At 70.1% G+C, this 23323-nt stretch carries 28 protein-coding genes; 7 read left to right on the plus strand and 21 right to left on the minus strand.

The window, feature by feature from the left end; all coding sequences use genetic code 11:
* The first annotated feature begins 36 nt into the window (after nt 1-36).
* Nucleotides 37-471 carry an N-acetyltransferase gene (locus EJB06_RS02850; protein ID WP_126072467.1) on the plus strand — a complete coding sequence of 145 codons (435 nt, stop codon included), beginning with the start codon at nt 37-39 and terminating at the stop codon, nt 469-471.
* Here EJB06_RS02850 and EJB06_RS02855 read toward each other — a convergent pair.
* The 12 genes from EJB06_RS02855 to EJB06_RS02910 are packed head-to-tail and all read right to left on the minus strand — an operon-like array spanning nt 468 to nt 11305.
* A complete protein-coding gene (locus EJB06_RS02855) occupies nt 468-893 on the minus strand; it encodes a lytic transglycosylase domain-containing protein (RefSeq protein ID WP_126072468.1) in 426 nt (141 codons plus the stop codon). The two genes, EJB06_RS02850 and EJB06_RS02855, sit on opposite strands and share 4 nt — an antisense overlap.
* Nucleotides 890-2212, minus strand: coding sequence for a shufflon system plasmid conjugative transfer pilus tip adhesin PilV (gene pilV / locus EJB06_RS02860; RefSeq protein ID WP_126072469.1), 1323 nt, complete (start codon nt 2210-2212; stop codon nt 890-892). The genes EJB06_RS02855 and pilV overlap by 4 nt, the downstream gene beginning before the upstream one ends.
* Before the next feature lie 10 nt (nt 2213-2222).
* A complete protein-coding gene (gene pilM, locus EJB06_RS02865; RefSeq protein WP_126072470.1) occupies nt 2223-2669 on the minus strand; it encodes a type IV pilus biogenesis protein PilM in 447 nt (148 codons plus the stop codon).
* Nucleotides 2670-2672: 3 nt separating this feature from the next.
* On the minus strand, nt 2673-3644 hold the full coding sequence (locus EJB06_RS02870) for an ATPase, T2SS/T4P/T4SS family (RefSeq protein ID WP_126072471.1): 972 nt from the start codon (nt 3642-3644) through the stop codon (nt 2673-2675).
* A gap of 22 nt (nt 3645-3666) precedes the next feature.
* Nucleotides 3667-4191, minus strand: coding sequence for a type 4 pilus major pilin (locus EJB06_RS02875; RefSeq protein WP_126072472.1), 525 nt, complete (start codon nt 4189-4191; stop codon nt 3667-3669).
* A 53-nt stretch (nt 4192-4244) separates the two neighbouring features.
* Nucleotides 4245-5321, minus strand: coding sequence for a type II secretion system F family protein (locus EJB06_RS02880; RefSeq protein ID WP_126072473.1), 1077 nt, complete (start codon nt 5319-5321; stop codon nt 4245-4247).
* On the minus strand, nt 5311-6924 hold the full coding sequence (locus EJB06_RS02885) for a GspE/PulE family protein (protein WP_126072474.1): 1614 nt from the start codon (nt 6922-6924) through the stop codon (nt 5311-5313). Before EJB06_RS02885 ends, EJB06_RS02880 begins: the two co-directional genes overlap by 11 nt.
* Nucleotides 6921-7478, minus strand: a complete 558-nt coding sequence (pilP, locus tag EJB06_RS02890) for a type IV pilus biogenesis protein PilP (RefSeq protein WP_126072475.1) — start codon at nt 7476-7478, stop codon at nt 6921-6923. The genes EJB06_RS02885 and pilP overlap by 4 nt, the downstream gene beginning before the upstream one ends.
* Nucleotides 7468-8790 (minus strand): type 4b pilus protein PilO2, encoded by a 1323-nt coding sequence (gene pilO2 / locus EJB06_RS02895; RefSeq protein ID WP_126072476.1) that lies wholly within the window; start codon nt 8788-8790, stop codon nt 7468-7470. The genes pilP and pilO2 overlap by 11 nt, the downstream gene beginning before the upstream one ends.
* Nucleotides 8791-8800: 10 nt before the next feature.
* Nucleotides 8801-10462 (minus strand): PilN family type IVB pilus formation outer membrane protein, encoded by a 1662-nt coding sequence (gene pilN, locus EJB06_RS02900; protein ID WP_126072477.1) that lies wholly within the window; start codon nt 10460-10462, stop codon nt 8801-8803.
* Nucleotides 10459-11079: a toxin co-regulated pilus biosynthesis Q family protein gene (locus tag EJB06_RS02905; RefSeq protein ID WP_229426890.1), complete on the minus strand. Its 621-nt coding sequence runs from the start codon at nt 11077-11079 to the stop codon at nt 10459-10461. Before EJB06_RS02905 ends, pilN begins: the two co-directional genes overlap by 4 nt.
* The gene (locus EJB06_RS02910) at nt 11072-11305 is read right to left on the minus strand and encodes a hypothetical protein (RefSeq protein WP_126072478.1); all 234 of its coding nucleotides are present in this window, start codon (nt 11303-11305) and stop codon (nt 11072-11074) included. The genes EJB06_RS02905 and EJB06_RS02910 overlap by 8 nt, the downstream gene beginning before the upstream one ends.
* 38 nt (nt 11306-11343) lie before the next feature.
* Between EJB06_RS02910 and EJB06_RS02915 the strand changes: the two genes are divergently transcribed.
* Nucleotides 11344-12042: a response regulator transcription factor gene (locus EJB06_RS02915; protein ID WP_126072479.1), complete on the plus strand. Its 699-nt coding sequence runs from the start codon at nt 11344-11346 to the stop codon at nt 12040-12042.
* Nucleotide 12043: 1 nt separating this feature from the next.
* On the opposite strand, the gene EJB06_RS02920 is transcribed toward EJB06_RS02915, so the two are convergent.
* From EJB06_RS02920 to EJB06_RS02935, 4 genes are read right to left on the minus strand one after another with little or no spacing between them, the layout of a single operon-like run.
* Nucleotides 12044-12487 (minus strand): hypothetical protein, encoded by a 444-nt coding sequence (locus tag EJB06_RS02920; protein WP_126072480.1) that lies wholly within the window; start codon nt 12485-12487, stop codon nt 12044-12046.
* Nucleotides 12478-14382 carry a type III secretion system outer membrane ring subunit SctC gene (sctC, locus tag EJB06_RS02925; protein ID WP_126072481.1) on the minus strand — a complete coding sequence of 635 codons (1905 nt, stop codon included), beginning with the start codon at nt 14380-14382 and terminating at the stop codon, nt 12478-12480. Before sctC ends, EJB06_RS02920 begins: the two co-directional genes overlap by 10 nt.
* Nucleotides 14379-14798 carry a hypothetical protein gene (locus EJB06_RS02930; RefSeq protein ID WP_126072482.1) on the minus strand — a complete coding sequence of 140 codons (420 nt, stop codon included), beginning with the start codon at nt 14796-14798 and terminating at the stop codon, nt 14379-14381. The genes sctC and EJB06_RS02930 overlap by 4 nt, the downstream gene beginning before the upstream one ends.
* A 3-nt stretch (nt 14799-14801) precedes the next feature.
* A complete protein-coding gene (locus EJB06_RS02935) occupies nt 14802-15035 on the minus strand; it encodes a hypothetical protein (RefSeq protein ID WP_126072483.1) in 234 nt (77 codons plus the stop codon).
* A 203-nt stretch (nt 15036-15238) separates the two neighbouring features.
* On the opposite strand from EJB06_RS02935, the gene EJB06_RS02940 reads away from it, so the two are divergent.
* Genes EJB06_RS02940 through EJB06_RS02955 form a run of 5 tightly spaced genes read left to right on the plus strand, consistent with a single transcriptional unit; the run spans nt 15239 to nt 18745 of the window.
* Nucleotides 15239-15673, plus strand: a complete 435-nt coding sequence (locus EJB06_RS02940; protein WP_126072484.1) for an EscF/YscF/HrpA family type III secretion system needle major subunit — start codon at nt 15239-15241, stop codon at nt 15671-15673.
* Between the two features lie 2 nt (nt 15674-15675).
* Nucleotides 15676-16500, plus strand: a complete 825-nt coding sequence (gene sctJ / locus EJB06_RS02945; protein WP_198420742.1) for a type III secretion system inner membrane ring lipoprotein SctJ — start codon at nt 15676-15678, stop codon at nt 16498-16500.
* Nucleotides 16501-16503: 3 nt separating this feature from the next.
* Nucleotides 16504-17097 carry a hypothetical protein gene (locus tag EJB06_RS31680; protein ID WP_164557787.1) on the plus strand — a complete coding sequence of 198 codons (594 nt, stop codon included), beginning with the start codon at nt 16504-16506 and terminating at the stop codon, nt 17095-17097.
* A 31-nt stretch (nt 17098-17128) separates the two neighbouring features.
* Entirely contained in the window at nt 17129-17761 is a 633-nt protein-coding gene (locus EJB06_RS31685; protein WP_164557788.1) for a FliH/SctL family protein, read from the plus strand.
* A gap of 48 nt (nt 17762-17809) precedes the next feature.
* Entirely contained in the window at nt 17810-18745 is a 936-nt protein-coding gene (locus EJB06_RS02955) for a hypothetical protein (protein ID WP_126072487.1), read from the plus strand.
* A gap of 233 nt (nt 18746-18978) precedes the next feature.
* On the opposite strand, the gene sctV is transcribed toward EJB06_RS02955, so the two are convergent.
* Genes sctV through EJB06_RS02980 form a run of 5 tightly spaced genes read right to left on the minus strand, consistent with a single transcriptional unit; the run spans nt 18979 to nt 23304 of the window.
* On the minus strand, nt 18979-21072 hold the full coding sequence (gene sctV / locus EJB06_RS02960; protein WP_126072488.1) for a type III secretion system export apparatus subunit SctV: 2094 nt from the start codon (nt 21070-21072) through the stop codon (nt 18979-18981).
* Nucleotides 21073-21108: 36 nt separating this feature from the next.
* The gene (locus EJB06_RS02965; RefSeq protein WP_126072489.1) at nt 21109-21387 is read right to left on the minus strand and encodes a hypothetical protein; all 279 of its coding nucleotides are present in this window, start codon (nt 21385-21387) and stop codon (nt 21109-21111) included.
* A complete protein-coding gene (locus tag EJB06_RS02970) occupies nt 21384-21806 on the minus strand; it encodes a hypothetical protein (protein WP_126072490.1) in 423 nt (140 codons plus the stop codon). Before EJB06_RS02970 ends, EJB06_RS02965 begins: the two co-directional genes overlap by 4 nt.
* A complete protein-coding gene (locus tag EJB06_RS02975; protein WP_126072491.1) occupies nt 21803-22141 on the minus strand; it encodes a hypothetical protein in 339 nt (112 codons plus the stop codon). The genes EJB06_RS02970 and EJB06_RS02975 overlap by 4 nt, the downstream gene beginning before the upstream one ends.
* Nucleotides 22138-23304: a hypothetical protein gene (locus tag EJB06_RS02980; RefSeq protein WP_126072492.1), complete on the minus strand. Its 1167-nt coding sequence runs from the start codon at nt 23302-23304 to the stop codon at nt 22138-22140. Before EJB06_RS02980 ends, EJB06_RS02975 begins: the two co-directional genes overlap by 4 nt.
* Nucleotides 23305-23323 lie beyond the last annotated feature (19 nt).

The raw sequence follows: 23323 nt of genomic DNA on the forward strand, positions 1-23323 counted from the left end.
AGTCCTCCCCCCTTCCTTTGCCCGCACGGAGTTCCCATGGCCGACTTGCGCCTGACCGCCTGCGCCGATCTCGGCCTCATGTACGACATCGAACAGCAGCGCTACCCCGCCGAACTGACCGCCCTCGCCACGCGCGAGCGCACGCTGGCCCATTACCGCGGCTGCGCCTCGGTCGGCTACGAAATCGACGGCGTGGCCGCCGGCGGCGCCATTTTCGACGGCCACGAACTGCACCTGGCGGTGCTGCCGCAATACCACGGCCGCTGGGCATGGCTGCTCAAGCCCACGCTGGACTGGCTGTTCGCGCAATGCGATCCGGTGCGCGTGCGCATCGAGCAGGACAACACGCGCTGCATCCGCTTCATGGACAGCGGCGGCTGGGAGCGCGTCGCCGAAGACCCTCAGTACATCACTTATCTGCTCAGCAGCAGCGCGCCGCACGTGTTCCGGCGCCGCCGCGCGGCCCGCTAACGCCCGGCCAGCGCCTCGCGCGGCAGGTTGCGGTACACCTTGAGCGCGTACGCCAGCCGCTTCTTCGGATCGGCGGCGTTGTAAGCCCCCACCGCATTCCATGAATTGCCGAGACGGCGCATGTTCTGCCCCAGGATCCACGCGCCGACGTGGATGCTGGTGCAGGCGTCGTACAGCTGGCGCTCCTCGACGCCATGGCGGCGCAAGGTGGGCAGCCAGCTGCTGTTGATCTGCATCAGACCGATATCGTAGGAACCGTTGGCGTTGGGACGGCCGCGCGCGAGCGGGTCGAGGCCCGACTCGGTGCGCGCGATCGCGTACAGCAGGCTGGCGTTGACGCCGTGCCGCTCGGCCGCCTCCTGCCAGCAGGCGCCGGCCTGCCCGCACAGCAGGGCCAGGGCCAGGGGCGCGGCCGCCTTCATCGGGTCAGCGAGCCGTCGATGTAGCGCCACACGGCGTTGTCGGGATCGGTGCCGGTGCAGATCAGCGGCAGGGGCGGCGAGGCCGAGTCGAGCACGATGGTGCCGATGATGTTCACGCGCACCGGCGGATCGGCGTTGGCCAGCCACTTGTTGCACCCGGCGCCCGGCTGGTAGTGGCTGCCGATCGAATAGGTGGCGGCCCAGATGTAGTCGTCGATGATCAGCGTGTAGCCGTGGATGTGGTCGTACACGTCGAGGTCGCCCTTGATCTCGCCGTTCCTGCCGGCGGTCAGGTCGCGCCCGGCCTTGACGTCCAGGCCGGCCGTCAGCGTTCCAGGGATGTTCAGGTTGCCGTTCTGGTCGGCCGCCAGCGGACGCCATTCGTCGGTCACCTTGCGGTAGCTGAAGGCCAGGCCGAGCGACTTGACCAGCCGCACGTCGCCATCGGTGTTGCCTTCCTGCAGCGCCAGGTCGGCGAAGTTGTACACCGGCTTCTTCCACGACGAGGTGGGGGAGACCTTGGCCCAGCGGTTCTCGCTATTACAGTGCATCAGCCTGCGTTCGGCATCGACGGCGATGGCGGCGCCGCTGCACGGATCGTCGAAGGTCACCACCGCCGCCGCGCCCATCCCGATCGGCGCGTTCATCTGGTTCAGCTCGGGCATGCCGGGCACCTTGTTGCGGTAGAGGAAATCGGCCGACTGGCCGGCGCCGTCGAAGAACAGGGCCGACACCAGGCTGCCGCCGCCGGCCGGCGTGGCGCTGCATTTGGCGCCGAGGAAGCTGGCCAGGGTCGGCGAGGTGGTGGGGCCGAGCGCCCAGGCCCCGGCCGCGCTCTGGGCGCGGGTCGGCTCGCGGGCGCTGATGAAACCGGCGCCGGCGCTGGCGGCGGCAAACGCCAGCACCCGGTCCGGAATCGGCGTGCCTTCGCTGACCACCAGCGCATCGAGCACGATGGTGGCCGGCGCCGCCGCCGACTTGACGCGCGGGCGCACCAGCAGGCAGCCGCTCTGGCCGTAGGGATTGGCGGGCGCCATCCCCGGCGGCAGCATGCCGGCCGCGCGCAGCATGGCCGGCGTGATCGCGATGGTCTGGCCGACCCGGGCCGGCTGCGCCAGCGCGCCGTACTGGTCGGCCAGGTAGGTGCTGGCGGCGGCCGCCATGGCCGCCTGGTACTGCGCGCTGCGCTGGGCCTTGGCGTCTTCCAGGCCGGTGTCGATCATCGACGCCAGGCCGGCCACCAGCATCGCGGCGATCAGCAGCGCGCCGAGGATTTCGATCATGGCGATGCCGTGCTGTTTGGGATGGATAGGGTGCATGCTGCTGTCCTTAGTTGGCGGCGGCCAGCCACACCGGGCCGCCGTTCGGAATCGCCAGCGGCGGCGTGGCGATGGCGCTCGGCGCGCCCGAGAGCGCCGAACGGAATACGCCGTCGCTGAAGCGGCCCACCATGTGCGAGCGCTGCGACAGCGCCAGCAGCTCGCCGGTCAGGCCGGGCTGCGGCGCCAGCGCGTACACCAGGATGGTGCCGTCGGCCAGGCGGTAGTTGGCAAAGCCGCCCTGCCCGGCCGGCATCGCCGGCTGCGGCGCGGGCGCGGCCTGGTAGCGCTCGGGATGGGCGGTAAAGTACGCCACCACCGTCTGGCGGTAGGCGGCCATGGCGCTGGCCTGGCCGCGCTGCGCGCTGCGGGTGGCCAGTGCGCCGGAGTCGCCCTGCAGCGCGCAGTACCAGGTGGTGAGCGCCAGCAGCGCGGCGACGATCATGGCGTTGAACATGGCCTAGCGCTGCGCCAGCCGCTGGGCCGCGCCGGACCCGATCAGGGCCGCCATCTGCTGCCTGGCGATGGGAGCGAGCAGCTCGTACTGGCCGTTGCGCACGTGGCTGCGCGCGCACGGCGCATCCTTCAACAGAAGCAGGTCGGTCTTGAGGGTGACCCTGGCGCCGGCGGCAAGCTGCTGGTGCAGCACGCCGGCCAGGCCGTCGGCCATCAGCGCGCGCGCGTGCACCGCGCCGAGGCGCTCGGCGGCCAGCGATTCGAGCTTGCCGAAGGCCTGGGTGGCGCTGTCGGCGCGCATGGTGCTGATCAGGAGGTAGCCGTCGATGCTGGCGCGCAGCGCGGCCACGGCTGCCTCCTGGTCGCGGATCTCGTCGAGCAGGATGATATGCGCGCCGGTCCCCAGCACCCGCCGCAGCGCCTCCGCAAAACTGGCGTCGGCGCCGGTGCCGGTCTGGTAGCAGACGCCGTCGCCGTAGGCGCCTTCGAGCGGCAGTTCGATCAGCGATTCGCCGGTCACGGCCACGCCGCCGTGCGCCGCCAGGCGCTCCTTGACCATGGCGCAGGCGCTGCTGGTCTTGCCCGACTTGGCCGCGCCGGCCACCAGGAACAGGCCGGACAGCCCGCGCGCCAGCAGCGTCGGGATGAAGGCGTTGGGGATGCCCAGTTCGGCCAGCGAACGGATCGCGCCGGCGATCCGGCGCAGCACGAACACCTGCCCGCCCGCCGTCAGCATGGTGGTCATGTGGTAGTCGACGCCGTCGTGCGCCACCTTGCAGCGCTCCGGCGCGCTCTTGCCCGCCAGCGCCTCCTTGCAGACCCCGATCAGCAGGTCGAGATCGCCCCGCAGCGCGCTGCTGGCGCGCAGCGGATTGGCACTGGCGCCGGGGACGTCGCAAAAGCGGTCCTCCAGCGTGGGATGGCCCAGGTACAGGTCGGAAAAGACCAGTTGGCGGACTGCGGTTGCGTCAAGCATACGAGGATCGATGGTTTCGGGTTCAGTTGGAGGTGAAGGTCAGGGCATTGCCGCCCGCCCCGCTCACGCTGCAGGCGGTGGCGGCCGCCGCCGGGGTGACCGGGAACGTGGTGATCGACGCCGTCCCGGGCGAGGCGATCGACTGCCAGCCGCTCGCCGCGACCAGGGTGGCCAGGCAGACGTCCTGCGGCAAGGCCGGGTAGGCGATGGTGAAGCTGCCGGTGGCGCCGGTGACGACCACGTTGCCGCCCCAGACATTGGTGGCGGTGCCGTCGGCGGTCACCGCCAGCGTGCCGGGAAAGGCAGCGGCGGTTTTCAGCGTGCCGTTGAGCGATCCGGTGCCGTAGCCCTGGCCCATGTACAGCTTGCGCACGGCGGTGCGGATGGCGGTCACTTCCTCGCCGGCCTGGTTCGATTGGGCGCTGCTGAAGGCGCCGGTCAGCAGCGAGACCGCGCCCAGGATGACGATGGCGGCAATGCCCAGGTAGGCAATGGCTTCCAGCAGGGAGGCGCCGGCCTGGCGGCGTGGGTAGGTACGTTGTTTCATGGTGTTCTCCAGTCGGTGGGCAAGTAAAAAAAACTAAAAAAAAGGAATCCGGTTCAGCGCATGCTGCGCGTCATGCTGGCGATCTCCTGCTGGATGCCGAAAAAGCCCGTCACCAGCCAGGCGATCACCAGTGCCAGCGCGACCACCGAAAAGCCGTTGAGCACCTTCATCTGGGCGCTCACCGTCTCCACGCCATCGGCCAGCCATTCGTCGGCCAGGATCTTGAGCGCGTCGGCGAAGCCCTTGTATTCGGCATACACGCACAGGTCGTCGACCACTTCGGGCGACGGGAAACCGTAGCCGGCGTTGCGCAGCGCCTCGCCGCAATTGAGGCCGGACTTGACCCCCAGCAGGGCGCCGTCGAGGCGTTCGCGCAGCCATGGCGGGGCCTGGCCGGACAGGCGCTGCAGGGATTTTTCGACCGTGATGCCGGCGAACTGCAGGGCCGAAAACGCCATCAGGAAGCCGCTGCCGACCTGCAGCCGGTAGATCGAATACGGCGCGTAGCGGTCCATCACGACGCGCAGGTTGCCGCGCCAGCGCGGCATCGACAGGGCGATCGCCACCAGCACCAGCAGCAGGCCGCCGACGATCGGCAGCATCCACTGCTGCACCAGCTGCGACATCAGGTACAGCGAGCGCGCCGAGCCGCGCCACTTCTCCGGGTCGACCATGCGCGCGAACTGCGGCACCACCGTCACCCCGAACACATATAAATAAGCCAGCACCATCGCCAGGATCGCCAGCGGGTAGGACAGGCCGCCGACGATCACGCGCTTGATTTCCTTTTGCGACTTGACCACCCCGGCCAGCACCTGCAAGGTCACTTCCAGGCGCCCGGACTGCTCGCCGGCCAGGATGATCATGCGTTCGGTGCTCGGTATCCACGATTCCAGCCCGTCGCCCAGAAAGCGGCCGTTCTGCACCGTGCGGCGGCAGTCGGCCAGCACGATGGCCAGCGGCTCGTTCGGCTTGCGCCCTTCGAAGGAAGCGCGCTCCCACAGCTCGTCTAGGATTTTCAGCAGCGGCACGCCGTTGCCCAGCATGGCGGCGATCTTGCGGTACACGCGCAGGCGCACGGCCTCGCCGAACTGGGTACGCGCCCACCAGCGTTGCACGTCAACCTGCATGCAAGGTCTCCACCACGTTCAGGTGGCGCTCGGCGCGCGGCGCATCCACAGCCAGGTGGCCCACCACTTTCTCGGCCATGCGCGGATCGACCAGCCCCGCCGCCACCTTCTGCAGCGCGTGTTCGAGCAGGGTCTGGCCGCCCAGCTCGCGGCGCCAGTAGTCGAGCGCCTGTCCTTTGGCGCCGCTGCGGATCAAATCGAAGAAGCGCGCATCGGGCACGATCACCTCGGCCACCACGGTGCGCCCCGCCGTGCCCTGCTCGCGGCACTCGGGGCAGCCCGGGCCGGCCACGCACACCTGCTCGAAGGCGGCGCCGGTGGCCTGGCGCACGCGCGCCAGCAGCGGCGAGGCCAGCGCGTCCGGCTGTTCGCGCAGCCTGACCTTGCAATGGGGGCACAGCAGCTTGACCAGGCGCTGGCTGATCAAGCCGGTCACCACCAGGTGGTCGGCCACCATGTTCATCGGCAGGCCCAGGTCGAGCAGGCGGTCGACGATCGCCATGGCGCTGTTGGCGTGCACCGTGGTCCACACCTGGTGCCCGGTCATCGAGGCCCGCAGCGCGCTCTGGGCCGAGGCCTTGTCGCGCATTTCGCCGATCATGATGGTGTCCGGGTCGAGCCGCATGGCGTTGCTGATCGCCGCCGAGAACAGGCGCGAACGTTCTTCCTCGCTGCCGGCGTTGGTCACCGAGGTCTGCACCGCGCCGTCGATCGGATACTCGACCGGGTCTTCCACGGTCAGCACGTGCAGCTTCTGGCCGGCCTCCTGGATCGCGCCGCTCAGCACGCGCTGCAAGGTGGTCGACTTGCCCGAGCCGGTCGGCCCGCTGATGATGTTCATGCCGGTCGGCTGTTCCTTGAGCTTCTGCAGCTGGTCGGCATGCAGCTCGCTGAACCCCAGCGGACGCAGGTCGACCGTGTCGCCGGCGTCGTTGTACAGCAGGCGCAGCACCATCAGCGTGCCTTCGCTGGTGGGCGCGGTGGCGATGCGCACGCCGTACAGCTGCGGCGGCAGCTTGTCGCGGTCGGCGATGCTGGCGTCCTGGCGTTCGGTCGGCTTGTACGAGCTGTCGGACACCGAGGTCATCGCGCCGTACAGGGTGGCCAGCAGGCGCTCGCCGTATTCCGAGGTCTGGCTGCCGACCCGGATCAAGTCGTTATGGATGCGGAAATAGGTCTCGGTGCTGCAGCGGCGCACGCGGATGTGGATGTCCGAGGCGCGTTCGCGGCAGGCGCGGTTGAGCAGCTCCTTGGCGGTCACCTGCATCATCGAGTGCTCGTTGCGGCGCCCGCCCTGCTCGGCCGCGCCATTGTTGTACAGGGCGGCGATGGTCTCGATGTCGACCACGCTGACGGTGCACTCGCGCGCCATCTTCTGCAGGCGCGCGCGGTAGGACAGCACGTGCGGATTCGATTCCTGGCCCTGCGCGATCAGCAGGCGCCCGTCCGACAGCAGGCACAGGAGCTTGCGTTCCTCGGCGCTGCCTTCGAAGTCGCCCGAGCGGCTCAGTACCTGCGGCGCGGCGCCGGCTTTGGAGGCCGATGGCGCCGCTGGCGCGGCCCTGGAGGAAGCGGCGTTGCGGATGCTGGCGAAGGGGATCATCGCTCGCTCCCGGTGGCGCCGGGGAACAGCGGCGGCAGCGCCACCGCCGGACGCGCCAGCGCTGGCGGCAGCGGCGCCGGCGCCGGGTTGAACGGCGCCTGCGCATTGCCCGCCATGTGCAGGCGCATGCGCTTCTTGCGCGCCGTTTCGACGATCACGCCATTCGATTCGACGCTCAGCACGCGCAGGCCGCCGGCCAGCACATCGCCGGCGCGCACCTCGGCCACGGCGCCGCTCTCGAAGCGCAGCGTCGCGTACTGGTGCTGGCCGATGCCTTCGAGCGACTGCACCACCGGGCTGGAACCGGGCGCCGCACTGCCCAGGCGCGCACCCTCGTCCTGGCGCCCGGCGATCTCGTTCTGGCGCTGGGCGATCGCCGCCTTGACCGCCAGCTGGCGCTCGCGCGCTTTCAGCACCAGGGTCTCGGACTCGATGCGGGTCAGGGCGTCGGAGGCGCTGGCGCCGCCCGGCGCGGCGGCGGACACGGGGGCGGCGGCGGCGGCGGGCACCGCCGCCACCGCCAGCAGGAAAAGCAGGCGCAGGCTATTTCGCATAAATGACTCCTTCCAATGACCAGATTCCGGCGCGGTAGCGCAATCGCTCGAGCCGGATGCCCGGCATGTCGAGGATCGCGGCCACCTCCAGCGGCGACATGCCGACAGGCCCGATCGCATACGTATAGGTGTGCCAATCGGGCGCCATGGTTCCATCTTTATTTCCGCCGGGCGGCAGCGGCGGCGGCGCTTTGAGGGCCAGGTGCAGGCCCAGGTTCATCAACTGCAGGCGCGACTGGATCCCGGCCACCAGCTGCTGGCGCGGCAGCAGCACATCGTCGGCGCCCGCACCGGGCGCGAAGGGCCGTCCCAGGGTCGCGGTGTCGCCGCCGATATCGACCTGCGCTTGCGGCACCTGCGCCAGCAGCATGTCGACGGTCGATCCCTGGCGGTTCCAGGTGAAGCGCTGCTCGGGTGCGCCGCAGGTATATTCGACCAGGGCCCAGCCGCCGGGCGCGAGCTGCGACAAGCCGGCCACGCAGGCGCGCGCCACGCTGCTCGGGGCGGCGCTGTGGATCCACGGATGCGGCGCCGGCTTCGGCGCCGGCTTGAAGGACGGCAGCAAGGCCAGGCGCGCCTGTTCGGCCTGGGCGGCCTGGGCGGCCTGGGCGGCCTGCGCCGCCTGCACGGCCATGCGCTGGGCCTGCTGGCGCAACTGGTACTGGCGCCAGCCGAAGGCGGCGCCGAGCACCAGCAGCGCGCAGGCGGCGGCGCCAGCGGCCAGCATGCGCGGCGGGATGCGCGGCGCGGTCGGACGCAGCAGCCAGGCCTTGCTGACCTTGATGCGCCCGCCGTCCGGGTCGCCCAGCAGCTCCTCGATGCTGCGCTCGCTGAAATTGTGAAAGCCGTAGTGTTCCAGCTCGGCGTCGCCGATGACCAGGTTCCAGCCGCCCAGGCCGTAGTCGCCGTGCAGGCGCTCGAAGACTTCCTCGCGCGTGCCGGCGAAGTCGCCGTTGGGCAGGAAGTTGGCGTCGCGCACAGCAAAATAGGCCCAGTTCCCGTCCGGCAGGCGGAACGCCGCCAGCCAGTTGTGCACCGGCTGGTTTTCGCCGTCGTAGTGGGCGCCGTCGCGCGCCAGCCGGCTCGCCACCGCCGCCGCCAGCGAATACAGGGCCTGGCGCGGGCCGCTGCCGCTCTTCGCAAAGCCGGCCTGGGCGGTCGAATACTCGCGCCGCAGCACGGCCAGATCGCAGTCGATCTTGCGCGCCAGGTCGGCCGCCTCGCGCGCCAGCTCGCGCGGGCGCGACAGCGATTGCCAGAACAGGCCGCAGACGAATTTGTGCCGTCCGAGCTCGATGATGGGGGTGCTCATCGCGCTCGCCTCAGCCGCCGGCCATGGTGGTCGGCGTCACCAGGATCACGATCACTTCCTTGTTGGCCTTGCGCGCCAGGGCGCCGCCGAGCAGGAAGTTGGACGGATGGCCCACGCCCTGGCGGTCGATATCGTCGTCGGTCTGTTCGAAGCCGCTGATGATCAGCGTTTCGTTCGACTTCATCGCGACCCGCTGCAGGAAGTTGCGGGTGTCCAGTTCGGGCGACTCGATGCTGGTGCTGTCGCCGCTGCCGCCGCTGTTGACCCGGCGGATCTGGCGCAGGGCCGAAATATCGGTCGAGAACTGCAGCATCACCGTGCCGTCGTCCAGCAGGTGCGGCAGGATGCTCATGTTGAAGCCCGAGGTGACCACGCCGGGCGTGAGCGAGGTGGTCGAACCGGCCAGCGGCGAGACGGTCGTTTCGGACGACTTCAGGTAGCTGGTCTGCTTGGCCACCTGCACCGGCACCGGCTGGTTGTTCAGGGTGACCACGCTGGCACTGGTCTGGCGCCGCACCTTGCCCTGCTGCGAAAGCGCCTTGATCATCAGCGAGCTGCCCGCGAACTTGCTCTTCGACGAAGCCAGCACGCCGGCCGAGAACGCGGCCGGACTGCTGCCGGGCGTCCCGGCGATGGTGTTGCGGATGCCGTAGGTGTTGAGCAGGTTGCTGTACACCAGGTTCCAGTTGATGCCGTATTCGTCGGCGTCGCTGAGCGTGACCGACAGCACCGTCACATTGATCGCGATCTGGCGCGCCATGGCCTGGTTCTCGCTGTCGATGAAGGCGGCGATGCGTTCCATGGCGTCGGGCGTATCGACCACGGTGATGCTGCCGGTGGCAGGCGAGGCCACCACCTGGCCGTATGCGGAGAGCATGGCGCCGACCGATTTCTGCAGGTTCGAGTAGACCGACAGCTGCGAGCTGACGCCGGTATTCTGGTTGTTGCTGGCGCTGACGCCATTGGTGCCGCTGCCGCTGCCGCCGCCGGGGCCGCCGCCCGAGACGCCGCCGCTGGAGGTCGCGCCGCTGCTGACGGTGGCGCTGAAGGTGGCGTCGCCCGGCAGCGCATTGATCTGGAAGGTGCGCGCTTCGGTGTGGAAGAACAGGATCGCGCCGTTGGTGTATTTCCAGTAGACGCCATAGCGCGCGGCCACGGTGTCGAGGAAGTTCTGGAAGCTGCCGTTGCGGTAGGCGATGTGCACCGGTTCGGCCTTGGACGGGGCGCCCTTGGCCGGCGCGGCATTGAGCGGCGGGACGATCGGCGTCACCGTGCCGGCGCCTGCCGCCGCTGGCGGCGTCCCCGGGGCCGGTGCGCCGCTGGCGACGGCCAGCGCGCCCGGACTGACCTTGGTCGGAATCCCGGAGCGCATGGTGATGCGCTCGGCCAGTTCGGCCAGCGACGACACGGTGCGGTCGAAGTTGGCCGGCTCGCCGAACACCGGCGGCAGCGTCGGCGTATTGGCCAGCTTGATCGCCTTGTGGCCGAGCCAGACCCCCTCGGCATGCACCACGGCGGGCGCGGCGAGCGGCATGGCCGTGCCGACCTGGCGCGACATCTCGGCGATTTTTCCGCCCGGGTCGCCGAAGGTCTGGGGGTCGCGCCGCGCGATGTCGGAGCATGCGGACAGGGTGGAACAGAGCGCCACCGCTGTGACAAATCGGGCTGTCATGATTGCGCTCCCTTGGCGACGATGCGGATGACGCGGTTGCCTTTGTAGAAAATCGCCTGCAAGGGCGTTTCGGCGCCGGCCATGCTGTGCGCCACCGCTTCGATGGCCTGTTCGAAACTGCCGCCGATGGTGGTGTCGCGTTCGACCGCATAGTCGACCGGCGCTTCCCATACCAGCTGCCAGCCTTCGCTGGCGGCCCAGCGCAGCAGCGCCGTCTTCAGGGTCCGGTCGGCCGCCTTGAGCTGCCAGCCCTGCGTGGCTGGCGCAGCGAGCGGCTGCGGCTGCGGCTGCGGCTGCGGTAGCGGTAACGGCGGCGCTGGCGCCGGCACCGCCGGCCTGGCAACGGCCGGCCGCGACACGGTCGGCCTGGGCGCCTCCAGCATGGCCAGCTTGCTGGCGCGCGGCTGCGGCTGTGATTTGAACATGCTGGCCACGATGGCGCGTGGCTGCGGCGCCTCGTCCATGCACTCCGCATCGGCGTTCGGGATGCCGTACGCCGGCATCAGCAAGGGCTGCGGCACTGCGGCCGGCAGCGCGGCGCCGGCCGCCAGCGGCAGGCATGCGCCCAGCCACAACAGCAGGCCGCGCCTGGGGAAAGACAAGAGGGAATTAAGCATAAGCAACATTCAGAAGCATCGCGTGAAAAAAAATGTACCCGGCCTCGCCAAGCTGGCTGCGCACCTTGCGCGCATCCAGTGACGATGAGTGTCGCCAGCGTAGAAGCGGTTCCATCTTTCTGAAAATATTCACCACGCATATCGCAGACAGGCCGTCGTTATTGGCTCCAAGCAAAAATCCCTTGCGGCGCGAGGCGGTTTGCTGATACAACAGCGGTCGCAACATTGACCACTACATCAAGGCTATTTCCGGGGATCCACAGCATGCTGAATAATTCTGAGAGCATCGGCTGCTACGTGCGCAGCGACAGCCTGTTCGCCAGGCTGCAAGCCTTGCTGCAACAGTCCGGTTTCAGCTGCGAGCGCTTTGCTACGGAAAATAGCCTGTCGCGCATGCTGAGCCGGCGCGGCTTCGCGCTGCTGATGATCGACATCGGCAACCACCGCGACGACAGCGAAGATTTCGTCTCCTGGCTGAACTGCCGCACCGGCAACAGCACGCCGGTCATCGCGCTATCGCAAGGCACGCCAGAGATGGCGGCACTGGCGCTCAACGCCGGCGCCGACGATTTCATCGGCGCGCATTTCGAGGCGGTGGAAGCGATCGCGCGCATCCGCGCCGTGATCCGGCGCCACCATCCGAACCGCGTGCGCCGCACCATCACGCTGGGGAAGTACGCGCTCGACCGCGAGGCGGCCAGCGCCGCCTACGATGGCGAAACGGTGGACCTGACGCCGCGCGAGTTCACCATGGCCTGGCTGTTCTTTTCGTCGCCGGGGGTGTTCATCTCGCGCGGCACCATCGGCGCCTCGATCTGGAGCGCCGACAGCGACGTGGCGGGCCGCACCATCGAGCAGCATGTCTACAAGCTGCGCAAGAAGCTGCAGTTCGGCCCGGAGCGGCGCGTGATCATCCGCACCTCGTACAGCCAGGGCTACCGGCTCGAATACACGCCGGAATAGGCTAAGGAAGACGTTCGAGTTCGCGCCGCAGGGCGGCCACGTCGCCGCGCCGGCGGCCGATCTGGTCGGGCGCGGCGCCGCCGGCCAGCAGGCGCGCCAGCTCCGCTTCCGCCGACTGCAGTTCGGTGCCGATGATGTGGCGGCGGCCGGTGTCGAGTTCGCGCTGGCGCGCCGCGTCGATGCGCGGAAAGTTGGCCGGCCCCAGCATCGGCCCGCTCGCCGCCACCGCCGCCGTCGCCAGCGACCTGACGCGCGCGGCCACCCGGCGCGGCGCCCCGTCCAGCCGCAGCGCCAGTTCGCGCGCACCGGCCTGGGAGGGACGGTAGTTGGTATAGCTGGCCATGCGCGTGACCGGATCGACATACTTGAACAGCGCCGCCTGCGCCGCCGGCATGCCCGACACCAGCAGCAGGCAGCACAGGCGCGCGGCAGGCCTCAGCGCCATGACAGCGCCTGCCGCTTGCAGGGTCCGGGACGCGTCTTTTTGGGCCACAGGGTGTCGGCCAGCGACACCCGGCGCATCATCGGCCTGACGTTTACGGCCATGGCCTCTGCCTCTGGCGCGGCGGCCGGTGCGGCGGCCGGCGCGGGTGCGGCTACGGCTGCCGGTGCTGGCGCCGGTACAGCTGCCGGCGCCAGGGACGGCTCGCCGTGGCGCACCTGTTTGCGCTGTTCGGCCGCCGCCAGCCGGCGCGCCGCCTTGTTCGCGCGCGACAGCTCGGCCGCCGCCATGCCGGGATTGTTCATCACGCGCGGCGTGATCAGGAACAGGCGCTCGCGCGCGCTATGGGTTTCGCTGGAACTGCGGAACAGGCCGCCGAGCAGCGGCACGTCACCCAGCACGGGTACTTTCTGGTTCTGGCGCGATACCGACTCCGCATGGTAGCCGCCGATCATCAGCGTCTGCTGGGCATCGACGATGGCCTGGCTGCTGATGGTGGAACGGGTCACGTTGTTCTTGCCGCCGTTCTTGTCCATCGCGCCATCCTCGATATCGATCTCCAGCCGCACCCGCATCGCCGCGCCCTCCTGCACGATGCGCGGGACCACGCGCAGCATGGTGCCGACCGTGATGTCGGCCAGGTCGGCCACGCGCTCGCCGACCAGCGGCACGTAGGCGGTCTGGCTCAGGTCCAGCACCGCCGCCACGTTGTCGAGCGTGAGCACGGTCGGCTTGGCCAGCACGCGGGCGTCGCCATTGCCTTCCATCGCCTTCAGGCGCGCGTAGAAGCGGCCGGCGTTATTGATCAGCAGGGTCGAACCGGGCAAAGGCAGGTCGATGCCCTGCGATTGGCCGGGGCCGGCGTTGATGGTGGCGCTCCTGTTGCCGTCCTTGACGCCCCACTCCACGCCCAGTTCGCTCAGCTTGCTGCGGTCGATGTCGACGATCAGCGCTTCGATCTCGACCTGGCGCGGTTCCACGTCCAGCTGCGCGATCAGGCTCTGGTAGGTGGCGCGCTTGGCCACGTCGTCGTAGATGATGACGGCGTTGAGCGAGGGATCGGCGTCGATGCGCACGCGCTCGCCCCGGCCGGCGGCCTTGGCGCCACGCTTGCGCTCGGGGACGTCGGCGGCCGCCTCGTCGGCGTCGCGCGCGCCGCCCTTGCCGAGCGGGGCGCGGCGCGAGGGCTTGCTGCTGGCGATGTCGAAGTCCTTGTCCGGCAGCGCACTGGGCTTCTGGGCCGGGTCGCTGTCGAGCAGCCGGCTGAGGATGGTCTTGATGCCCGGGACCAGTTCCTTCTGGCCGCGCACGGCGATGGTGCGGTCGGCGGCGCTGGCGTACTTGAGGCGGAACACCATCACCTGCCTGCCGCTGGCGGCTTCTTCCGGCTTGCGGTCCGGCAGCAGCAGCGAGCGCACCAGCTCGACGTAGACGCGCGGACCGCTGACGATGACCACGCCTTCGTCGGGCAGTTCGCCCCAGCCGAAGCGCGCATCGAACAGGCCCACCCCGCTCAGGGCGGCCTTGGCGTCCTGCACCGCGTCTTCGCCGACCTGCAGGCGCATCGACACCTGCTCGCCCCTCGGCACCACGTACACCGTCTCGTTGTAGACGAACCAGCGGAAACCCGCGCTGGCGGCCAGGCGGTCGAGGAATTCGGTACCGGTGGCGGCCTTGATCCGGGTCGGCGGCAGCACGGCGTCGGCAACGCGGCTGTCGACCTGGACTCCGTAGGCCACCCCGAACTGCTCCAGCACGCGCGACAGGCGCAAGCCCTTGGCGTCGACGGCAAAACCGGTCTCGTTCCAGCTGGCGGGCGCCACGGCGGCGGCCGGCGCCGCCTGCGCCAGGCAGGCCGCCAGCAGGACGCCGCGGGCAATGCAGGCCAGGCGCGTCATGGCCGTGCTCCGGCGAGCATCTGGCGCATGCGCTGTTCGTGGCGGGCGACGCCGCCGGCGGCCGCGCGCGGCCGCTCGGCCGCCGCACCCAGGCTGGCGCGCCAGGCGGCCAGCTGGTCGAGCAATTGTTCCAGCGCCGCCGCGGCGTCGTTCCAGCCGCCGCAGGCAGGCAGCCAGCGGCTCAGCAGCAAGCCGTCGTCGGACAGGCTCAGGCCCGCCTCGAAGGCTTGCGCGCTCGAGAAGCCCTGGCGCAGCGCGGCCTGCACCTGCTCGCCGCTGGGATTGGGCCACAGGCAGGCCGCCAGTTCGGCGCCGCCCTCGTCCGGCCGCAGCCAGACCGCTTCGCCGTCGATGGCGACGCGCGCCCCGAGCGGCTGGGCCCGCAACCAGCGGGCCAGTTGATCGTGTTCGCTCATGGTTTATTTGGCCTCGGTCAGAACGGTTTTGAGCGGCTTTTCATGCAGCTTGTGCTGCGCCTCCATGGCGCGCCGGGTCACCGAGCGCTGCTCCAGCATGTGCAGGAAGCTGTCCGGGTCCGGCTTGTCGCCGGCGGCTTCGGCCGCCATGAAGTCGCGCATGCGCTGGTCGGCGTCGTCGAAGTGGGTTTCCAGGCGGCGCAGCGCCCGGGTGATCGGATTATTATCGTGTGACATGCTATTTCTTCCTCTTGGCGGATGATGAACGGCAGCGGCGACAGCCCGGCATTGCTGGTGAGTGGCAGCCTGCTCCCGTTTGGTTCGCCCGAATCGAAAATATATCCCCGTCGATCTCCGAAACAAGCCCGTGGAACCATCGGCCCGGGCCCGACACTCATTCGCTGAACCCTCCCCTTCCACCCTCCAGCGCGAGTACAGCCATGCAAGTAACCGATATCCTCAGCAGCAAAATGCCGCTTCCCGGGCCCGACGCGGCAGGCCCAAGCGCCCCCGGCAAGGACGCGCTGCACCTCAGTCCCGTCAGCGAGACCGAATTCCGCGAGATCATGGCGCGCGAGCTCGGCCAGGGCGCCAAGGGCGGCGCCGCCCCGCTCGGGCCGGTGGCCCAGCCGGGCAACGGCCCCGTCTCGCTGGGCGAGCGCGTGATGCAGCGCGCCGGCGCGCTGTCGGGCGAGCTGAAAAAAGACCAGCAGCTAATCTCGCGCAACCTGGAGCAGGCGGCGCGCTCGGGCGACTCGATGCAGCTGATGAAGGCCACGCTGGCCCTGAGCGACTACCAGACGCGCGTGCAGTTCGTGTCCAAGGCCGCCGCCAAGGCCGCCTCGGCGCTCGACCAGCTCACCCGGCTGCAATGAGCATGCCGCCGTCACGCCACCTCCTGGCGCCGCTCCTGCCGCTGGCGCTGTGCGCCCTGCTGGCCGGCTGCGGCAAGAGCGCCAACCTGCAGGTCGGCCTGAACGACGCCGACGCCAACGAAATCGTCACCCTGCTCAGCCGCCACGGCATCGAGGCGCAGAAAGCCGCCACCAAGGAAGGCGTGACCCTGACCGTCAAGGCCGACGACATCGCGCGCGCCACCACCGCCATGCAGGCGGCCGGCCTGCCGCGCCGCGCGCTGTCCGACCTGGGCCAGGTGTTCAAGAAGGACAGCATGATTTCCACCCCGCTCGAAGAACGCGCGCGCTACATCCATGCGCTGTCGGCCGAACTCGAATCGACCCTGCAGCAGTTCGACAACGTGATCTCGGCGCGCGTGCACGTGGTGTTGCCCGAACGCATAGCACCGGGCGAACCGATCCAGCCGTCTTCCGCCGCCGTGTTCGTCAAATACCACGGCACCATGGATGAAGACACCCTGCTGCCGCGCATCCGCCAGCTGGTCGCCTCCAGCATCCCCGGCCTGTCCGGCGAAGGCGGACGCTCCAAGGTCTCGGTGGTGATGGCGTCGAGCGCCTACACGGCGCCGGTGATCGACTGGAGCGAAGTCGGTCCGTTCCGCGTCCAGGCCGGCTCGGCCACGTCGCTGCGGATGACCCTGATCGGCCTGGCGCTGCTGTCGGCCACCTTGCTGGGCGGCCTGCTGTTTGCGCTGGGCCGCTACCATCCGCGCCTGGCGGCCATGTTGAAGAGCCACTTCGGCAAGCCGCCGGCCTTCAGCGCCGATGCCGCCGTGCGGGACTAGGGCATGAGCGTCGCCGCTTCGCTGCCCGACGGTTTTCTCGACTGGTGGTTCGCTCCCTGGCGCACCGCCCCGCAGCCGCCGCCGCACGCCGCCATGGCGGGGACGCTGTCGCTGCGCGACGGCTACCGCCTGTGGTGCGCCCAGCTCGGCCTGCCCCCGGCGCTGCCGCCCAGCTTCGACCCGGCCTGGGCCGAGGCGAGCGGCACCGATCCGGCCGCCCTCGGCGCCACCGCGCGCCTGTACGGCGGCCTGCTGGCGGCGCGCACCCAGGATGGGGCGGCGCTGGCGACCCTGTGCGCCGCCGAGCGGGCGTGGTGCCTGCGGCTGGCCTCGACCCAGCCGCTGGCCTGCCACGGCGGCCCGCTCTATCTGGACAGCGACACGCTCGCATTGCGCGGCCTGTGCGAACTGGCCTGCCACCTGGAGGCCGGTTTCCCCGGCCTGTGGCCGCGCCTGCGCTGCGGCCTGGACGCCGCTGTCGGTGCGCGCATCGCCACCGTGCTGGCCGCCATGCCGCAAGCGCTGGGCGCGGCCGGCGCCGAACGGGCGCGCCGCTGCTGGCTGCTGTGCCGGGCGCGCGCCATGCAGGGCGCATAGCACCCCATTCCCTCTTGAACAAGGCACGACGATGAACGACTTCTGTGTCGCCACGATTTCCACCGATTCCCTGCTGCGCGCCGAGTACGGCCTGTGGCGCGCCGGCGCGCTGACGCTGACGCGCGACGCACGCGCCGCCGCCGAAAAGATTCTCGACGAGGCCAGGAGCGCGGCCGAACAAGTGCGCCGGGCCGCCGCCGACGAGGCGCGCGCGGCGGTGGCCGACGCCGAACAGCAGGCGCTGGAGCGCACCGCCGCCCTGCTGCGCCAGCTCGAACAGCGCCACGCCGACCTGCTCGACGGCGCCCAGGCGCTGGCGGTCGACCTGGCCCTGGCCCTGTTCGATCGCGCGCTGGCCGAGAGCACGCCGCGCGAACGGCTCGCAGCGAGCTGCCGGCGCCTGCTGCAGGAGACGCCGCGCACGCTGGCGCAGCCGGTGCTGTACCTGCATCCCGACGACAGCGCGCTGGCGCCCGCCGATTGCGCGTGGGAGGTCCGGGCCGACGCCACCCTGACGGGCGGGGCCTGCCGCCTGGAAGCCGGCGGCGGCGAATGGCGCGCCGATTTCCAGGCGGGCGCCGCCGCGCTTAGGGCCGCCTTCGGCAACGCCGCCCGCCAGACGGTCGATGCCGGCGCCGACGCCATCGACATGCCCGATTCCTGACCGCGCCACACGGCGCCCTTTTTCTTTTTCATCCCACACGGAGGCAGCATGCCCATCCAGACCAGCGCGCGCATGAGCAACAGCGAGATTCTCGCGCTCTTCAATAAACCCGAGCAGACAGCGCAAAAGACAGCGGAACACAGCCCGCCCCCGCCCGCGCCGCCACAGACCGGCGGAGCGGCCGCACGCAACCCCATGCGCGCCAAGGAAAACAACTTCGCCAGCCGCATGCACGCGTCCTTCAACAACAAGACCGCCGAGGCTGCGCGGGAGGAAGCGCCGCTAATCGACCTCGACGACCTGCCGAAAGGAGCAGCCGCCGCCGCCACGGTGCCGCCGATGGGCGACCTCACCTCCCACCTCGCCCCCGCAGCCGGGGACAAGCAAGCCTCGCTGATCGACCTCGACGATCTGCCCAAGGGACCGGTCGGCGGCACGGTGCCGCCCCTGGTCGACCTCACCGCGCAGCTTGCCCCAAAGGAGACATCGGTATCCCCCGCCATACAACAGCAGGCGAGCGCGCTGGCGCAGCAGCTCGACAATCACAAGGAAGCGGACGCCCCCGCCAAGCGCTCGTTGCTGGGCAAGGCGGCCGATTTCCTGACCTCGCTGCCGGCGAAAATGCTGGCGCGGATCGAGCAAAGCGGGCACACCCCGGCCAGCCAGCACGCCAGGGCGCCAGCCAGCGCCGCGCACGCCCATCATGCCCCGGCCGCCCATCACGCCCCGGCGGCCCATGCGGCGCCGCCGTCGCACCCGGTTGCGGGCTCCTTTGCCCACCAGATGCGCGAACTGGAGGCGCTGGAGAAACAGCACGCCGACCTGGCCGCTGCCCATGCCGGCAGCAACAGCCCGGCGGCCATGCTCAAGGCCAAGGAAATCGAAACCCACATGGCCATGATGGTCCAGAACATGCTGTCGATGCTGAAGACGCTGGCCGACATCAACAAGCGCGCCAACGAGATCGCCAACAGCGCCATTTGAATCGGCCTTGCGGAAGCGACGAAGCGGCCCGCCGGGCCGCTTTTTTGCGTCACGCGCGCCTGCCGCCCGCGCCCAGGTACCCGAACAGAAATAGATCTGAAATTCCGGCGCCCAGAACCGGACGCGATTGCCGTGCGCCCGACGCGACGCAGTGCGAGCACCGCGAGCGTTGGGCAACGCCGCAGCGCGCCGGCCATGGAAGACAACAATCGCATCTACTTCTGGACGGGTACTTACATCTCGATCATCCCGACCGGCTGCACGCGGCTGTGCTGGGTCAGTTCGGCGAACGCGAACACCGGCACCGAAAAGAACTCTTCCTCGATCAGGTTGCGCAGCGCGCGCCGGATGTCGGCCGCCGTCACCAGCACCGGCGGCGCGGCCGGCGTGCCCCCGGTGCCGGCCAGTTGCCCGAGGCGGTCGAGAATGGCCTGTTCCAGTTCCGGGTCCAGCTCCAAATAGGCACCCTGGCTGGTCTGGCGCAGCGCGGCGCGCAACTGTTCTTCCAGCTCGGGCGAGAGCAGCACCACCTCGATCAGGCCGTCGCGCGCCACCTCGTGGCACAGCTGGCGCTTGAAGGCCAGCCGAACATAGTCGGCGATGACGTCCGGATCGCGCTCCTTGGGCGCCCATTCGAGGGTGGTTTCCAGCAGCAGGCGCGCATTGCGCAAGGACACGCCCTCGCGCGCCAGGCGCTGGATCACCTCGGTCAGGCGCGGCAGGGTCACGCTGCGCGCCAGTTCCTTGCCCAGTTCCGGAAAGCGGCGGTCGGCCCAGGCGGTAAAGCGCTGCACCTCGTGCACGCCGATGAACATCTGGCAGTTGCGCAGCATTTCGACCTGCACGTCGGCAGCGAACACCTGCTCCCAGGACAGGTACTTGACCGCGGCCGCCTGCAGGCCGGCTTCGTCGGCCAGCTCGACCCAGACACGGCGCCGGCGCGTGCCGACCAGCGCGTCTTCCTGCGCCGTGAAGCCGAGTTCCTCCAGCCGCTCGGCCGATTCGGTGCTGGCCGCCCAGCCGCTGCGCATCTCGACGTCGATCAGCGGGATTTCGGCCATCAGGAAGTGGACGCGGCCGGCCGGCACCGTCGCGCGGAACTCGAAGTCGACCGGCTGCAGGTCCGGGATGCCCTTCTGGTCGAGCACATTGTTGCGCATGATGCGCACCGCGCGGATGACGCTGTCGGCCGCCTCCGTCCCCTCCATCTCGGGCGCCATGCGCACCGCGAACGGGCGTGTGGCGGTAAACGTGGTCAGGTCGACGATGCCGGCGTTCTGGCGCTCCACCTCGGCTGTCTGCAACTGGCTGGCCGCCTCCGCGCGCGGCTTGAGCATGCCGACCGCGCCGCCGCCGCCCAGCAGCACGGCCAGGATCAGGAACACCAGGGTCGGCATGCCGGGAATCAGGCCGAACAGGAGCATGATGGACGCGGCCACCAGCAAGGCGCGCGGTTCGCCGAACAGCTGGGCGGCGATGTCCTGGCCGATGTTGCTGGCCTCCTCGCCCGGCTTCTCGTCGCCGATCGGCACGCGGGTGGTGATCATGCCGGCCGCCAGCGAGATCAGCAGCGCCGGAATCTGCGCGATCAGGGCGTCCCCGATCGACAGGATGGCGTACTTGCGCACCGCCTCGCCCGCCGCCATATTGTGCTGCAGCATGCCGATGGAGATGCCGCCGACCAGGTTGACCACCACGATGAAGATGCCGGCGATGGAATCGCCCTTGACGAACTTCATGGCGCCGTCCATGGCGCCGTGCAGCTGGCTCTCCTGGCCCAGCGTGGCGCGCTTCTTCTTGGCTTCGTCGGGGGTCAGCAGGCCCGAGCGCAGGTCGCTGTCGATCGACATCTGCTTGCCCGGCATGGCGTCCAGCGAAAAGCGCGCCGACACCTCCGACACCCGCTCCGACCCCTTGGTGATGACGATGAACTGGACCACGGTCAGGATCAGGAAAATCACCAGGCCGACCACCAGGTTGCCGCCGACGACGAAGTTGCCGAAGGTTTCGACGATGTGGCCGGCATCGCCTTCGAGCAGGATCAGGCGCGTGGTGGCCACCTCCAGCGCGAGGCGGAACAGGGTGGTCAGCAGCAGCACGGTGGGAAAGGTGGAAAACGCGGTCGGCCCGGCCATGTACATCGACACCACCACCATCAGGCCGGCGGCGCACAGGTTGAGCGCGATCAGGATGTCGAGCAGCCAGACCGGCATCGGCAGCACCAGCATGAAGACGATGGCGATCACCAGTCCGGCGGCCCCCAGTTCGGCGCGCTTTGCCATGCGGGCCGCGAGCCCGTTGAGGTACATGACGATTCTATTGAGCATGCGGATTTCCTGGCATGGTGAAGGGAGTGGATGGGGTCAGGCGGCGCCGCAGCGGCGCGCCAGCACGGCGCTCCAGGACGGGCAGGCGGCGCGCGCCAGCAAGGCCTGGGTATCGGGGTCGGGGCCGTCGAACAGCTCGACCTGGGCGGTGGCCACCAGCAGCGCCAGGCGCTCGTCGTCGGGCCAGATCTGGCGGCACACGCGGCCCAGGCGCCAGGCCTGGTCGAACTGGCCGCTGTTCAGGTGGCCCCACAGCAGGCCGATGGCCACCGCGAGGTCGAGCGGCATGGGGGTGTGGCGCTGGCGCAGTTTCATGCGGCCGCCTCGGCGCCGAAACGCGCCAGCTCCATCTGCTGGAAGCGCAGGCGCAGGCGCACGGCGTCTTCGACCACCAGGATCGCTTCCATGCTGTCGGCGCGCGCGGCCGGATCGAGCGCCAGCGAATGGTCGACCAGGCGCTTTTGCAGCGCGCGCAAGCCGGGCAAGGGGTCGCGCGACCAGGCCGGATTGGCCACCGTCAGCGCCGCGCCGAGAAAGCGCGTCAGCGGCGCCAGCGTTTCCTGCCTGGCCGCATCGAACGGCGACAGCGAGGCCGATTCTTCCCACGCCGTCAGGTCGGTGCGCTTGACCGGGACGATGGTGTCCAGGGCGGACGGGCCGGCGATGCCGAAATGGGCGTCGCCGCCATGCAGCTCGGCGCGCCCTGCGCCGCCGGCGGAGGAGATGCGGCTCATGCCAGCAGCTCGCGCGCGGCCTGCCATTGGGCGCTGTCGGGCAAGGCGGGCTGGCCGGAAGCGTCGTCGCGCAGGCGCCGCACCAGGTACCAGCTGCCGTCGCCCAGCATGGCCGGCAGCCAGCCGGCGTAGCGCGACGGCTGGACCGCGCGGCGCCGCAGGACGCGCTCGGGCAGCACGCGGTGCGCGCTGTAGCGGCCGAAGCCGAGCGCGACCAGCGCGCCGTCCGGCAAGGGATAGGCCAGCAGTTGCAGGCCGTCCTCCTGCGGCTGTTGCATCACGACCTGGTCGTGACGAGCCTGGCGTACCAGGCGTGCGGCGATGTCTTCCATCATGGTCTCCTGCTGTTGTGGTGGTCCTCGCGCAGCCGCGATTGCAGCGCGTCGCCGGGCGCCGCCGACAGGGTCGGCAAGGCGGCGTGGTGTTCGATCGTCATCGCTTGCAGCTGGTCGAGCAGGCCCAGGCGCTGGGACGGCGCGGCGCCGCTCCACATGCTGTCCGGGCAGCGCGCGATGGCCGCGCGCAGGACCTGGCAGGCGGCGCCGCGCTGGCGCGGGCTCAGGTGTTCCATGTCGACCAGCTGGCGCAGCAGCGGGCCGGCCTGGCCGGCGTCCGCGTCGCCCAGGCCCAGCAGCAGCCGGGCCAGCTCGCCCTGCCCGGCCAGGGGCGCGGCCTGGGCCTTGTCCGACAGTTCGCGGCGCAGGTCGCCGGCCATCGCGAAACTGGTGTTGACCAGCTGGAAACTGGCGGCGTCCTGCAGCGACAGCCACAGGCGCGGTCCGGAACGGCCCCGGCGCCTCAGTTCCTCGTGCAATTGCGCCGGCGGGCGGCCGAGCGCCGTACCGGCGCCGGCCGGGCCGGCCTGTTTGAGCAGGATATCGAGCAGCGCGGTGGGCGGCATCGGCGCATCGCGGCGGCCGTTGACCGGGGCGCCGAACTGCTGGCGCAAGGCGGACAAGGCGGCGGGAGCGGCGCCCTGCGCGGCGAGCGCGCCTTCCAGCGCGTCGGCATGGCCCTTGCCCTGGGCAATGGCGGGACCGTGGCGCGCGGTGAGCCCGGCCTGCATCGCATCGAGCCGGGCGCCGAGGGCCTCGCGCTTGCCGCTGCCGTCGTCGGGCAGGTGTTCGAGATGCTGGCGGGCCTGCTCCAGCAGCATTTGTTGCTGGAGCGGGTCTTCGGTGCCCTGCCAGGGCTCGCCTCTGTCGTCCGAGCGCTGCGACAGGGACTCGATCAGTTGCGCGGCGGCGCTCTTGAGCGGTGTGTCGTGGTCGTCGTGGACCGCCGGCTGCGGGGCCGCCGGCGTGCGCGCCAGGCGGCGCATCAGCGGCGTGCGCACCTTGGGCAGATGGGCCTGGACCGCGCCGGAGCCGGCCAGGTCGTCGAAGTCGGCCTTGCCCATGGCCTTGCCTGCCTCGGCGGCGGGCTTGGCGGCCGCCAGCGGCGCCGCGCTGTGCAGGTGCAGCGGCGCTTGCAGGGATGAAATCGATTGGGTCGCCATGCTGCGCCTACAGCGGCCG

The organism is Massilia atriviolacea (assembly GCF_003953935.1).
Classification (GTDB): domain Bacteria; phylum Pseudomonadota; class Gammaproteobacteria; order Burkholderiales; family Burkholderiaceae_D; genus Telluria_A; species Telluria_A atriviolacea.